Consider the following 12,612-nt stretch of genomic DNA (forward strand, 5'->3'; position numbering starts at 1 on the left):
GTAGAGTTCGACGGTGTTGTCCGCGCCGTCGAAGTGGTCGCGGTAGCTTCGCCGGACGCCCTCCCAATCGAGGAACGGGAGGATTTCGACGAGCCCGCGGTTCGCGGCGAGCGCGTCCCGGACGAATCCGTCCCGTCGGACGAACGCCGCGTCGTTCGGCCACGGGCCGTGCGTACACCACGGTTCCGGCGGCGTCTCGTCCTCGAAGTGCTTCCACCGGAATGCGTTCAGGTGCTTGCCGACGTATTCGACCGGAAACGAGCGGTCGGCTCGAACGCCGGACTCCGAGTGCGGAACCGCGGCGAGACGCGAGTCGAGCCGCTCGATGGCCTGATGGACGATGTTACGCCGAAGCTGATATTCGACCGGCATCGAGAGGTGGAGATCGATGAGCCGGTTGTCGAGAAACGGCGTCCGGTACGGACGGAGCTGTCGGAGACTGTTCGTGTAGATGAGTTCGGTGTCGTTCGACAGCGGGTAGTAGTCGCTACAGAGGACGAGTTCCCGAATCGACCGGTATCGAACGCCGTGGTGGTCTATCTCACCGTCCGAAGTGACGGAGATGTTTTTCCGAAGGACGGCTTCGAGGTCCACGTCGGCGTCGAGGTACGGCGGGGCGTCGGTGGCGAGCCGGTCGATAAACTCGTCCACCGTCCGAATCGGCGTTTCGAGCGGCAAGGTCACGTTCCCCACCGGGCCGAGCGACACCTTCGGCGACGGGACCGCGTGGCCTTTGAACAGCGTGTCGGCGTACAGCCCGGACATGAGCACGTCCACCGACGACGTGATTTCGTCGGCAAAGCCCGTCGGGTAGCCCTGTTTGTACCAGCCGTCGAAGTTCGAGAGAGAGGGGTTCTCCGCGAGCGACCGCCGCCGATACTCCTCGTCGCGGTGGAGGAACCGAAATTCGTTACCGGCGGCCGCGGCGATGCGCTCCGCGACGCGCGCCTCGCGGTTTCGCCAGTCGTTCATATGGAACCCGACGACGGGACGGTCCATCGCGGCCATGACGAGCCGCGAATCGCTCCCCCCGCTCAACAGCAGGCCGTACTCGCGGTCGTCACGTACCCACTCGTCGAGGATGCGTCGAAATCGCTCGACGAACTCCTCGACGAAGTACTCGAACGGTTCGTCCTTCGGCGCGTATTCGGGCCGCCAGTACCGCCGGGAATCCGTCGATGCGTCGTCAAGGTCGATGGCCGTGACCGTCGCGGGTGGAAGCCGTTCGATGCCGGAGAGCGGCGTCGTCACGCCGAACGACCGCTTGTAGGCGAGAAACTCGGCGAGATAGTCGCGGTCGAACTCGGTTTCGACGCCCGGAAATCCGGCGAGCGTTTGGATGTCCGTCGAACACAACAGCGCGTCGCCCGCCTCCGTGTGGAAGAGCGGATACGAACCCAATCGGTCGGTCAGCAGGAAGACGGTCCGTCGTTCGCGGTCGTAGACGACGCCCGCGAACTCCCCGTTCAGACCGTCCACGAAGTCGATGCCGTACGACTCGTACAGGTTCGCACAGAACGTCGGCGTATCGATGGCGGCCGGACGCGGTTGATGCGAGCCGTTTCGTTCGAACCCGTACACGTCGCCGAGGGTCCACACCAGCACGTCTTCCGTGGCGGTTCGGACGGGCTGTTCGTCGGCCAGCAGCGGATGGAATCCCGTGGTCACGGCGACCGCATCGTCAGCGAACGAATCCGTTCGCTCTGCCCCCCCACGCCGCATGCTCGGAAACGCGTCTAAGCTGACCGTGCGGTCGCCGAAGGCACCGAACAACCCTACCATGTGCCCCTCCCTCCCGAAACGCGTCGAATTCCCTTCTCACTCATAACGGCCGCGTAGCGGTCGGTAGTCCGACCGTTCGCCGGTGGTGGATGGGCGACCCGTTCGGCGGAACCGCAGCCTAATTCGATTCGATGTGGCCTTTCGTTCATCCGTTCTCACTGAAATGCAACTGGCGACGCCGAACCATTGTTATACGCGGCCTGTGGGTGACGTACGTCACCCTACCGGTCGAGTAGCGGGGACGAACCGATGAGAAGAGAGAACCTACTCGCGCGATAGGGGGTTCATACCGTATCGAGCGCGCGCTCGACGAACCGCTCGCGGAGTTCGGGGTCCGGGATTTGACACTCGTCCGTCCGCCCGAAGAGCCGGTAGCGGTGCGTCGCTATCAGATCGTACACCGGGTCCCGGAGGGCGGCCGGGAGAAAAACGAGGGGGTACAGGAGCGGCCACGGACTGTCGAGTCGGCGGCAGACCCGGAGCGCGGCGGTGGAACGGGTGTAACAGTTGTCACCCTCCACGAGCACGACCGAATCGAACTCGTCGGTCGAGAGGCCGTGTCGGCCGAGGAGCGCCCGCCCGACGGGAGACTGGAGCGGCGCGAACCGGAACGTCCCCGACTCGTCGAACCGAACCGTGAACCGAACGGCGGCGTTACAGAGGTTGCACACGCCGTCGAAGAGCAACACTGGCCCGTCGAGGTCGCCGATGATTTCGTCGGGGTCCCGTTCGTCGGTCATCGTTTCGTTCCCCACTCGGTGTCGTGGACCGATAGGTTCGTCGGAAGTCCTCCTACCACCTCAACCCGTCGGATATGGTCACATAAAACGGTCCGAAACGGACCGTTTAATCGGTTTATAGCTATACGTCTCGCCCGTCTCGTGGTCGATGGGGATACACGATGCCCCAACCACAACAGAGCGGAGACGACCGAAACGACGGTAGTCAACGAACCGAACGGAAGAAAACGACCGGACGAGGCGATGCAGATCAGCAGGCCGAGCCGAGACGTCGGACGGACGACGAGGATACGTCGAGTTGGCTCGCAAAGACCGGCATGATGGCCGGTCTGATAGCCATCGGATTCGTGTTGCTGCTGTTCGCACTCGGCCAAGCAGTCGGATTCGACCTTCTGGGACTGTTCGCGGATGCGGTCAGTTCCCAGACGGGGCGATGGCTCGTCGTGGCGTTCTTCGCCCTGCTCCTCATCGGAGTAGCCGAGCGGGGACTTCGTGGCAGTTTGCGCCACGTCTAACTCTCCGACTCGTTTTCTCGAAAAGTGAACGTCGTGGCACGCAGTTTCTTCTCAGTCCATTCGTACGTTACTGGTCGCACAAGCGCAGGTGACTGCCGGGTCGAGAACGTCGTCTATCGGCATCGCCTCGCCACAGTCCGTGCAAACGACGTGTGGCGTCGAGCGGCGTCGTCGTTCTCGGTAGTATTCCAGTGCTCTCGTTCCGATTAGCGCCGCAGCACCGGCTCCGACCGCGCCGATCAGTACCGTGTCAAGCGTCGGCTCGCGTGCCATGGTGAGGCAAGGATGGGCCAGTACCTTAAAGATGATGCTGAATTCGTTTATTATAACCATTTCGCCGCGGAGGTTCCGACGAGTCGCAAGCGGTTCTTATAAAAACAGGTTCGCCGTAGGGGAATTCACGATGTTATCCCTCATGGGTTCCGTCGTCGGCTTCATCGTGAGTCTGCTCATCGGTGGTCTCGGCATCTACATCGGTGCGCGGGTCGTCACGGGAACCGACGACTACGGGTACGCGTTGATAACAGCCATCGTCGGCTCGGTCATCGGCGGTATCGTCGCGGTGTTAGTCGGCTGGTTGTTCGGTTGGATCGTCGTCCTCATCGCGTGGGTTTGGGTCATCAACTGGCGGTATCCCGGCGGTTGGGGCAACGCCATCGGTATCGGTCTCATCGCGTGGCTCTCGGTAGTCGTCATCTCCTACGCGCTGGTCTTCCTCGACGTCCTGACGTCGAGCGCGCTCGGGATTCCGGGTATTTAGTCCCCCAACTCTTCTCCGATCAAATCGACCGCGTTTCTGACGGCACCGACCGACGAGAGGTAACCAGCGCCGACCGTCGCTTTGAGCGCCTTCGCCGCCCGTCCCGTCACGACGGTCGGGCCGATTTGCGCCACCGCACCGTCGCCGACCGAAACGAGCCACCCCGGCGAGTCGAAGGTGAACTGGTCGAGACGCGGGTCGAACACGTCGTCGCCCTCGACCAGTCGAACGATGTTTTTCGCGACGGCGCGGGCCTCCCGCACGGCGGATTGTGCGCTCGCTGGAACCGCCTCGCCGTCGCCATCGACGACTTGCGCGGCGTCGCCGACGACGAAGGTTCCGTCGCCGAGTCGGAGCGTGCTATCGACGCGGGCGCGGTCGCCGCCCATCGCGTCGGGGCCGCGAATCCCGCCCGTCCAGACGAACAGGTCGTACGCGAGCGTTTCGCCGTCTTCGAGCGTGATAGTGTCGTCATCGGCGCGGGAGACGGCGGTTCCGGTACGAATGTCGATGTCGCGTCGTTCGAGTTGGTTCCGTACGGCCTCCTGAAAGTTGGCCGGGAAGGCGGGCGCGACCGTCTCGAACTGTTCGAGCAGGACGATTTCGACGTTCAACTCCTCCTCGTCGGCGAGGGCGGCCAGTTCACCCGCGACCTGCACGCCCGAGAGTCCCGCGCCGCCGACCACGACGCGACCGCCGTCGGCGGAAAGGAAGCCCTCCCGAATCTCGCGGGCGTGTTCGAGGCGCTTCAGGGGAATCGCGTGCTCCTCGACGCCGGGGAGGTCGTAGAAGGCGGTTTCGGCACCGAGACAGACGGCGGCGTAGTCGTACTCCAGCGCGTCGCCTTCGAGGCGGACGCGATTTTCGTCCGGGTCAACTGCCTCGACGCGAGTCTCCCGAACCTCGCAGTCGAGGACATCGGTCAACGGAATCGAGATTTGGTCCGCGAGCGAGGGGCGGCGGATGACGCGGTGGAGTTCGTGCTGAACGAGGTGTTCGCCCGTTTCCTCGACCACGACGATGGTGGCGTCGTCGGAGAGGTCCGTTTCGAGTTTTCGAGCGAGGGACAGACCGGCATAGCCAGCGCCGAGCACTGCGATGTCCATGGGAAAACAACGGAAGGGAGGGCTAAAGGCGTACTCCCCGCTCAAGTAGGGGTTCGGGAACTCAGAACAGCGCGTCGTCTTCGGGGAGGATTTCGGCCGGGCCGCCGACCTTCCAGCGCATGGTCTCGACGCCACAATCGGCGACGACTTCCTCGACGTATTCGGCGTGCTCGGCGGTCGTGTTGACGTACACGCTGGCACCCGTATCCGTGGAGTAGTAGACCGGGATATCCTCCTCGGTGCGGAGTTTCCGAACCGCGTCGAAGATTTCGAGGGTTTCGGGCTTCCAGTACACCCATCCTGCCGGACCGGTCATGGTCGTCGCGGCGAGCGAGAGGGAGTCGTGTTCCGCCGTCTCGAACACGCGGTCGAAGTCGCCGACGCGGAGCGCGTCGCGCATCTCGACGAGTTGGTCGTGGATGTGCGCCAACCGCGCGTCGAACATGTGACTGTCGGCGGCTTCGCGGTGGGCTTCCTCGGTCTCCTTGTAGGCCGGAACCAGCCCGGCGACGATTCGCACGTCGTCTTCGAGCGGCGATTCGAGCCGCTCCGAGCGGCAGTCGTGGTCGTTCAGGCCCATGTGCAGGTCCGAAAAGCCGCCCGTCACGGCGCGGGCGGCCGAGGACGACCCGAGGCGCGCGATGGTCGAGACGTCCGGACGCGAGAGATCGAGACCGGCGGCCTCCACCGCGGCCATCGCGGCGGCGGCGAACCCGGACGACGAGGAGCCGAGACCAACGTTTGAGGGGAAGCTGTTCTCGCTCTCCAGTCGGACGCGGGTGTCGATTTCGGCCAGTTCGCGCACGCGGGAAACCACAGTACGTACGCGGTCCGCCGCGTGCCCCGTCAGTTCCTCGCCGTCAACGACGAAGGTGTCCGAGTCGAACGACTCGTCGAACTCGACCGTCGTTTTCGTGTGGCTCGGCGCGGTACAGACGCTGATGCTGTCGTGGTACGGGTACCGCTGTTCCTCGTCGCGCATCCCGTGGTACTTGACCAGCCCCTGAATGGGGTGGGCCTTCGCGGTCGCTTTCATACGGAGATGGGTGCGTGACGGGCGTTTAAACTCTCTGGAATACGAGTCGGACGACGGGCGGTTTCCGAGTCGTCCATCTTAGAAACGACGAGCAATTTCGTAGGCGAGGGTCGTCGGGAGCAGGACCGCGAGCAAGACGACCGTTATTTCGACCGTCGTCGGCCCCCAGTTCACCCACGCGCTGTAGAAGTAGAGCGCGCCGGCGGCGAGAACGCCGACGACCGTCGAGACGTAATCCGGGTCCGTCCACGAAGCCGAGTAACCATCGGGGGACATGTTCGCGCCTACGAACACCGGGAGTAAGATTCTTTCTCCGCGCCGACTTCTCCCCGCTCTCCCGAGACATCGAACCACTCAAACCGACGCCCTCCGAGAACACCGACATGGGCGTCCCACTCGACACGCGGGAGGAACAACTGGACGAAATCGTGGACAGACTGTACGACGAGTATCCCGACGCGACCATCTCGCTCAACTTCTCGAACCGCCTCGAACTCCTCATCGCGGTCATGCTCTCGGCCCAGTGTACCGACGAGCGCGTGAACAAGGAGACGGAACATCTGTTCGAAAAATACGAGTCGGCAGAGGACTACGCGAACGCCGACGTGGACGAGTTGGCCGAGGACCTGAACTCCATCACGTACTACAACAACAAGGCGAAGTGGATACACAGCGCCTGCGGGACCATCATCGAGGAACACGACGGGGAGGTTCCCGACACGATGAGCGAACTGACCGACCTCACGGGCGTCGGGCGAAAGACCGCGAACGTGGTGCTCCAGCACGGTCACGACGTGGTGGAAGGAATCGTCGTTGACACCCACGTCCAGCGTCTCTCGCGCCGGTTGGGTCTGACGGAGGAGAAGACGCCCCAGAAAATCGAGTCCGACCTGATGACGTTCGTCCCCGAGGAGGACTGGCAGTGGCTGACCCACCTGTTCATCAGCCACGGACGGGCGACCTGCACCGCGCGGAATCCCGATTGCGGGGACTGCATCCTCGAAGACATCTGTCCGTCCTCAAAACTCGACAACGACATCGACCTCGCCAGCGGCGAGGCGTGGGACTGAGGGACTTCGAATCAGAGATAGTCCGTGTGCAGGATGAAAAAGCGTGCGACGCCGAGCGTCCACGCGAGCAGCCAGAAAATGATGTAGCCAGCGACACCGGCGCGCAGACGCCACCGCCACGAGTCCATGTTTTCGTGAAGTTCGCCGATGTCCATCTCGGGGGTCGGCGTGCCGTACAAATCGTGAGCGCGTTTGACCTGAAATATCCTAACGATGCCGGTGAGCGCCAGTATCAACATCGCGTAGGCTTGCAACCCGAGGAAGGCGTGCACCGCGGCGAGACCGCCGCCGAAGTGGGCGATGAATCGCGGAAGCATCCACGTGAGGAAGGGCACCGTGGTCAACAGCAGTCCGACGGAGATATACTTCAGATGGCGGGTCAGTACCGCCCACGTCACGGGGTCCGATTCGAGAATGATCCACGCACCGTAGAGATAAAACGGAAAGCTCGCCGTCACGACTAGGGCGACCACGGTCGCAATCGCCGCGTCGGATACCATACTGGATGGTTAGACCGGGATGCGTTAAACCGTCCGAAACGCCGGGCAGGTCAGAAGACGTTTTAGCCATCGAAGTGTAAGGTTCGGGTAATGGCTGACTCCGACAGCGGGACGGAGGGCGTGGACGACGACGCGCCAGAGAAATCCCGCGAGGAACTCCGCCGCGAGGTCGACGATAAGTACGATTTCGAGAACTTCGGACCCGAGGACATGGCGGAGATGTCGCTCGAAGAGTGGGAGGTCGCCTTCGACCCCGACTCGTGGATAACCGGCACGGAGTTGCTCGACCGCGTGGAGGCCGACCTGAAACACCGCATCGCTATCAGGGAGGTGTTCGCCGTCGTCGAGCGCATCACGCGCGACGGCGAGCCACAGTTGGCCGCGTACTCCGACGAGGGATACGCCATCGTCTACCCCGACGGTAGCGTCGAGGGACGTGGAACCGTTTTGCGCGATGTGAAACCCACGGTCGCGTTAGCGTCGATGGACGAGTACGAGGTTCCGGAAATGCCCGAGGGTGGCCAACTACCGCAACCGGACGAGGTGACCGAGGGCAGCGGCGAACTCGGCAACAAGCTGATGCAGACCATCGGCGCGATTCACGTGCTCGGCGGTATCGGGATGATAATCGCGTGGCTCCTCATCGTCCTCGGTGTCGTCGGCGTCGCCGACGCGGTTCGAGACGGCGCACCCCTGCTCGCCCTCGTCGGGGGTGCCTTCTTCGTCTTCGGACTGTTCGTCCTTCTCATCGTGGCGAACGCCCGTTTGTCCGACAGATTTCGGTCCGAGGAGTATCGAAACAGACTCCGCTCGGCGGGCGTCGAATCGGGGATGCGACCCGACTTTCTCCCCGTCGACGAAAAGGACCAGGACGACTGAACCGGACGGAGGGATTCCGAGCCTGCCGATGACGGCAATCCATCGGCATCGGTGGGTTTAAGCAAGTCCCATCCTGACCAACACATGTATGAAGAGGCGGGACTTTCTACTGGCGGCCAGCGGTGTTGCTGGCGGAACAGCCGCGACTGCGGCACCCGCTGGTGCGCAACAAACGACGACGTCAGGAGGCGGAAACCAGTCCGGTGGCAACGGGACGAGTGGAGGCCAAACGACGACGTCGGGAGGCGGGAACCAGTCCAGCGGGAATCAATCGAGCGGGAACCAATCACAGGGCGGCGGTGGTGGCGGTCCTACGAAGACCGTGAAGGTCGGTCCGGGCGGCGACTTGGTGTTCGACCCGGACAAGTTGACCGTCACGCCCGGGACGACGGTCAAGTTCGTCTGGGAGTCGGACGGCCACAACGTCGTCCCCGAAAGCCAACCAGAGGGTGCCGGCTGGGAAGGCTCGGGCAGTGCGAGCGAATTGTTCGACACCGGTCACACCTACTCGCACACGTTCAGTACGCCCGGCGAGTACGCGTACGTTTGTGCCCCGCACAAGAGCGCCGGGATGACCGGTTCCATCACCGTCGGTAGCTCGGGCGATGGCGGCGCGGTAGCGGAAGCGGACCCGGAGGAGATGGGTGTTCCGTTCCAGGCACATTACGTCGGAATCGCGACGATTCTGATGGTGATGATGTCGCTCCTCTACACGTTCTTCTTCCTGAAGTACGGCGAATCCGCAAACACCAGTGGAGGGAACAGATAGATGTCCTCGTCAGGAAGCACTTACGGCGATATTCACCGATACGAACCGGCACGAGAAAGCACGACCGCCGCAATCACCATCGTCCTGTTGACGATAGTCGAAGTCGTGTTCGTCGGTCTGTTCACGTACGGCCTCCTCAACGGCTGGGGCCTCAGGGAGGCCGGCAACATGTTCCTCGGCGGCATCCTCGCGATCATCTTCATCGACCTCGCGTTCATCCTCATGTTGTACCGCAAGGAGTTCCTCCCCGACGTCATGATCGTGAAAAAGCGTCGTCGCAAATGGGAAGACCTCTACGTGCGCGAGGGACAAGAGGAAGGAACCGAATCGTTCGGTAACGCGTGGGAACAGTTCAAACGAGCAGTGTACCCCTACTACAAACGATAAACAATGGCAGGAGACGACAAATATCCGGAGAGCACAGGTCGCCGCCGTTTCGTCAAAGGCGTGGTCGGCAGTGCAACGCTCACTGGCGTCGGTGTCGGCGCCGGTGCCGCATTGAAGACTGCTACCTCCCCGTCCGGCGAGGGCGGTGGGACCACGCAGTACATGGCGGTCGAGAACATCGCGGGACCCGCCCCGCGTGGAATGCCGCAGATACCCATCGAAATCGACAGCGAAGGATATCTCAAGGGGCAGTTCCCCGAGGCGAAGAAGGTCCAAAAGGGCGGACAGGAAGTCGTCGTCGCCGAGAAGAAGATCGGCGGCATGACGTACTCCCCCGAATGGTTCCAGTACTGTGGTGTCCAGACGTACAAAGGCGTTGACCCCGAAGCGGACCAAGACAACTACTTCCGATACAAGAAAGGGGCACAGTACGAATGGCAGGCCGACGTCGAGGCGGGCGGGAAAGTCCACGTCGACGACTTCTCGGACTACAAGACGTGGGGCAACGGCATCGGTAAGTCCGGTCTCGGCAAACCCGCGACGGTCACGTGGCGTTCAAAGGACGTGGACAGCTCGCAGACCCTGACGGTACAAGTCCTCCGTAGCCCGCTCATCGAGAAGAAGGACAACGAGTGGGTAAACGCCAGTACGGACAAAGGATTCGTTGCGTGGCTCAACAAGTGTACCCACTTCTGTTGCGTTCCCAAATTCAAGGGAATCGCGGGGTCCACCAAGTTCAACGCCCAGGACGACGTCTACTGTCCGTGCCACCAGTCGGTGTACGACCCCTTCAGCCTCGTAAAGAAATCCTTCGTGGCGCTGCCACGCCCGGAGGGGGACAGCTAAGATGAGTCTCGAACCAAAAGACGAATACGACCACGGGGAGTGGCTCCGTGAGAAGGATCTCACGCCCATCGAGAGTACGTTCCTCACGACGCTGATGTGGATGGACAAGCGCTTCCGCATCGTGGACTACCTCGAAATCCTGGAGACGTTGTACTACCGCGTCAACCTCCAGATGCCGAAAAGCCACACCGAGCAGTACGGCCTTGACAACAAATTCTGGTACTGGTATCCGCTGTACGCGCTGGGGAGCTTTTCCACCCTCGCGTACGCGGTTGCCGCTATCAGCGGCGCGCTACTCGGGTTCTACTACTCGCCCTCGACCGCCGGTGACCCGTCGGCCGCGTACAACCAGCTTACGTTTATCATGACCGACTTGAACTTCGGGTTCATGCTTCGGTCGATCCACCGCTGGGCGGCACAGGTGATGGTCGCGGCGGTGTTCCTCCACATGCTCCGTGTCTACTTCACGGGTGCGTACAAGGAACCGCGCGAGGTGAACTGGATTCTCGGCATCATCCTCATCAGCCTGACGCTGGTGTTCGGGTACACCGGCTACCTGCTCCCGTGGGACCAGCTGGCGTTCTGGGCCGGACAGATCGGCGTCGAAATGAGCCTGTCCGTTCCGCTGATAGGCGAATGGGTCGCACACCTGTTGTTCGGTGGCTTCAGCCTGAGTCAATCGACGCTCCAGCGCATGTACATCCTGCACGTGTTCCTGTTGCCGTTCGTCGTGACGACGCTCGTCGCCGTCCACATCGGCATCGTCTGGATGCAGGGCATCGCGGAACCACACTGATACAATGACCGACGAAAACGAATCCCAACCCCGAACCGACGGAAGTGGTACCGGCATCGTCCCGCCGGACGACGAGACCCCGACGTGGCTCGAACGGAAACAGCGCACGCAGGGGCTCTCCCGGCTGACGTACGAATACTTCGAGCGGTCGCGGCGCGAGGACCAGGACCTCCGGCAGGAGTCCAGCTACGTCGAACGTGACGTGCTGGCGTTCCCGACGTGGCCCCACGAGATGATTCGAAACCTCTCGATAGGGAGCTTCTTCATCGGGATGATTTTGTTCCTCGCGGCGACGCTCCCGCCGCACCTCGGACCGCCAGCGGACCCGAGTTCGACTCCGGCCATCATCCTGCCGGACTGGTATCTTTACTGGTCGTTCGGGCTGCTGAAGCTCGGTCCGCTCAACCCCGAGCTCGCCATCCTCGGCGGGCAGAAGCTGATGGCCGACCGGACGTTCGGTGTCGTGGCAAACGTCGTCGTGGTCGGCTTCATCGCCATCGTTCCGTTCCTCAACAAGGGGAGCGCACGACGGCCGGTCGAACAGCCGTTCTGGTCCGCGGTCGGTGTCGGTGGCGTCACGTTCGCCACCACCATCAGTGCGCTGTCGATCAAGAACCTGCTGCCCATCGCGGCACACCTGACGTTCGACTTGGCGTTCTTCGTGCCCGTTATCGCGGGAACCATCACCTACACGGTGCTGAAGTCGATGCGCGAAGGGTACATGTTCAGCCTGAACCGCCGGTACTACCGACTTCGCCCGCCGAAGTAACTACCACAATTTCCATTCCCATTTCCATGTCTTCATCTCGGGACGACGACGAAGAGCGGAGTGACTCGGTATTTGACGACGAATCCGAAGGCGACACGGCGGACACCGCTGGTGGAATCCGTTCGCGCGATGTCGTCGTCCCGCTCCGGGTGTATAAAGCGGTTACCGTTTTCTCGACGATGTTCGCCGTGTTCGCGGTCGTTTTCGGCTTCATCCTCCTCGATTCGGCGACTGACCGAGCGACCGCACCACTTCCGCAAGTGGACTTCCCGCTCGCCATCTTCGGCTTGTTCCTCATCGCCGCCGGTGCGGTCGTCTACGCCTTTTCGACGCGGTTCCGCACCGAGGGAATGGGAAAGTCTAAAGATGACTCCGACGAACCGTCTAACAATGGCTGACGAATTCGCAAAGGGACTCGGTATCGCGGCCACCGCAGGGCTTGCATGGATGGTTCTCTCGGGTTGGTACACCACCCCCGGGTTCGAGGATACACAACTCATCGGGGAGATCCCCAGCGGCTTGGGCATGTACGGGAATTTGGCCCTCATCCTTCGCGAGGCGACCTTCTGGCTCGCCATCTTCGGGATGGTGTTCTTCTGGCTCGTCATCCCGGTCCTGCGACAGGTTCGCCAGTCCCGCGCGTAAAACGAGTCTTTT

18 protein-coding genes are annotated in these 12,612 nt (G+C 62.3%); 11 read left to right on the top strand and 7 right to left on the bottom strand.

The annotated features are described in order from the left end of the window. Window positions 1–1,782, bottom strand: a 1,782-nt coding sequence (locus tag BG842_RS26185; RefSeq protein ID WP_069453082.1) for an asparagine synthase-related protein, incomplete at its 3' end; no start/stop codon positions are given. Window positions 1,783–2,066: 284 nt separating this feature from the next. Then, window positions 2,067–2,522, bottom strand: a complete 456-nt coding sequence (locus tag BG842_RS26190; RefSeq protein ID WP_069453114.1) for a thiol-disulfide oxidoreductase DCC family protein — start codon at window positions 2,520–2,522, stop codon at window positions 2,067–2,069. Window positions 2,523–2,683: 161 nt separating this feature from the next. Here BG842_RS26190 and BG842_RS26195 point away from each other — a divergent pair, with 161 nt between their 5' ends. Continuing rightward, window positions 2,684–3,037 (top strand): hypothetical protein, encoded by a 354-nt coding sequence (locus tag BG842_RS26195; RefSeq protein ID WP_069453083.1) that lies wholly within the window; start codon window positions 2,684–2,686, stop codon window positions 3,035–3,037. Between the two features lie 51 nt (window positions 3,038–3,088). On the opposite strand, the gene BG842_RS26200 is transcribed toward BG842_RS26195, so the two are convergent. Next, window positions 3,089–3,310 (bottom strand): hypothetical protein, encoded by a 222-nt coding sequence (locus tag BG842_RS26200; RefSeq protein WP_254663508.1) that lies wholly within the window; start codon window positions 3,308–3,310, stop codon window positions 3,089–3,091. A 142-nt stretch (window positions 3,311–3,452) separates the two neighbouring features. On the opposite strand from BG842_RS26200, the gene BG842_RS26205 reads away from it, so the two are divergent. Continuing rightward, window positions 3,453–3,797, top strand: coding sequence for a hypothetical protein (locus tag BG842_RS26205; protein WP_007978837.1), 345 nt, complete (start codon window positions 3,453–3,455; stop codon window positions 3,795–3,797). Here the strand turns inward: BG842_RS26205 and BG842_RS26210 are convergent. The 3 genes from BG842_RS26210 to BG842_RS26220 form a co-directional block, all read right to left on the bottom strand. Further along, window positions 3,794–4,903, bottom strand: a complete 1,110-nt coding sequence (locus BG842_RS26210; RefSeq protein WP_069453085.1) for an NAD(P)/FAD-dependent oxidoreductase — start codon at window positions 4,901–4,903, stop codon at window positions 3,794–3,796. The genes BG842_RS26205 and BG842_RS26210 overlap by 4 nt on opposite strands. Window positions 4,904–4,964: 61 nt before the next feature. After that, window positions 4,965–5,939, bottom strand: coding sequence for a phosphomevalonate decarboxylase MvaD (gene mvaD, locus BG842_RS26215; RefSeq protein WP_069453086.1), 975 nt, complete (start codon window positions 5,937–5,939; stop codon window positions 4,965–4,967). A gap of 78 nt (window positions 5,940–6,017) precedes the next feature. Further along, window positions 6,018–6,215: a hypothetical protein gene (locus tag BG842_RS26220; protein WP_069453087.1), complete on the bottom strand. Its 198-nt coding sequence runs from the start codon at window positions 6,213–6,215 to the stop codon at window positions 6,018–6,020. Window positions 6,216–6,322: 107 nt separating this feature from the next. On the opposite strand from BG842_RS26220, the gene nth reads away from it, so the two are divergent. Next, window positions 6,323–7,009 carry an endonuclease III gene (nth, locus tag BG842_RS26225; RefSeq protein WP_069453088.1) on the top strand — a complete coding sequence of 229 codons (687 nt, stop codon included), beginning with the start codon at window positions 6,323–6,325 and terminating at the stop codon, window positions 7,007–7,009. A gap of 11 nt (window positions 7,010–7,020) precedes the next feature. Here nth and BG842_RS26230 read toward each other — a convergent pair whose 3' ends face one another. Further along, window positions 7,021–7,509, bottom strand: coding sequence for a hypothetical protein (locus BG842_RS26230; RefSeq protein WP_069453089.1), 489 nt, complete (start codon window positions 7,507–7,509; stop codon window positions 7,021–7,023). A gap of 90 nt (window positions 7,510–7,599) precedes the next feature. On the opposite strand from BG842_RS26230, the gene BG842_RS26235 reads away from it, so the two are divergent. The 8 genes from BG842_RS26235 to BG842_RS26270 all read left to right on the top strand — a co-directional run bounded on the left by BG842_RS26235 (window position 7,600) and on the right by BG842_RS26270 (window position 12,600). Then, window positions 7,600–8,388 carry a DUF308 domain-containing protein gene (locus tag BG842_RS26235; RefSeq protein WP_069453090.1) on the top strand — a complete coding sequence of 263 codons (789 nt, stop codon included), beginning with the start codon at window positions 7,600–7,602 and terminating at the stop codon, window positions 8,386–8,388. An 88-nt stretch (window positions 8,389–8,476) separates the two neighbouring features. Next, window positions 8,477–9,157 (top strand): plastocyanin/azurin family copper-binding protein, encoded by a 681-nt coding sequence (locus BG842_RS26240; protein ID WP_069453091.1) that lies wholly within the window; start codon window positions 8,477–8,479, stop codon window positions 9,155–9,157. Beyond that, on the top strand, window positions 9,158–9,544 hold the full coding sequence (locus BG842_RS26245) for a hypothetical protein (RefSeq protein WP_069453092.1): 387 nt from the start codon (window positions 9,158–9,160) through the stop codon (window positions 9,542–9,544). 3 nt (window positions 9,545–9,547) lie between these two features. Next, complete coding sequence (locus BG842_RS26250; protein ID WP_069453093.1) at window positions 9,548–10,390, top strand: Rieske 2Fe-2S domain-containing protein; 843 nt, start codon at window positions 9,548–9,550, stop codon at window positions 10,388–10,390. Between the two features lies 1 nt (window position 10,391). Continuing rightward, window positions 10,392–11,186 (top strand): cytochrome bc complex cytochrome b subunit, encoded by a 795-nt coding sequence (locus BG842_RS26255; RefSeq protein WP_007978856.1) that lies wholly within the window; start codon window positions 10,392–10,394, stop codon window positions 11,184–11,186. A 4-nt stretch (window positions 11,187–11,190) separates the two neighbouring features. Further along, a complete protein-coding gene (locus tag BG842_RS26260; protein ID WP_007978858.1) occupies window positions 11,191–11,955 on the top strand; it encodes a cytochrome bc complex cytochrome b subunit in 765 nt (254 codons plus the stop codon). A 26-nt stretch (window positions 11,956–11,981) separates the two neighbouring features. Beyond that, a complete protein-coding gene (locus BG842_RS26265) occupies window positions 11,982–12,353 on the top strand; it encodes a hypothetical protein (RefSeq protein WP_007978860.1) in 372 nt (123 codons plus the stop codon). Then, on the top strand, window positions 12,346–12,600 hold the full coding sequence (locus tag BG842_RS26270) for a hypothetical protein (RefSeq protein WP_069453094.1): 255 nt from the start codon (window positions 12,346–12,348) through the stop codon (window positions 12,598–12,600). The genes BG842_RS26265 and BG842_RS26270 overlap by 8 nt, the downstream gene beginning before the upstream one ends. Window positions 12,601–12,612 lie beyond the last annotated feature (12 nt).

It is taken from the genome of Haladaptatus sp. W1, assembly GCF_001723155.1.
Taxonomy (GTDB): Archaea; Halobacteriota; Halobacteria; order Halobacteriales; family Haladaptataceae; genus Haladaptatus; species Haladaptatus paucihalophilus.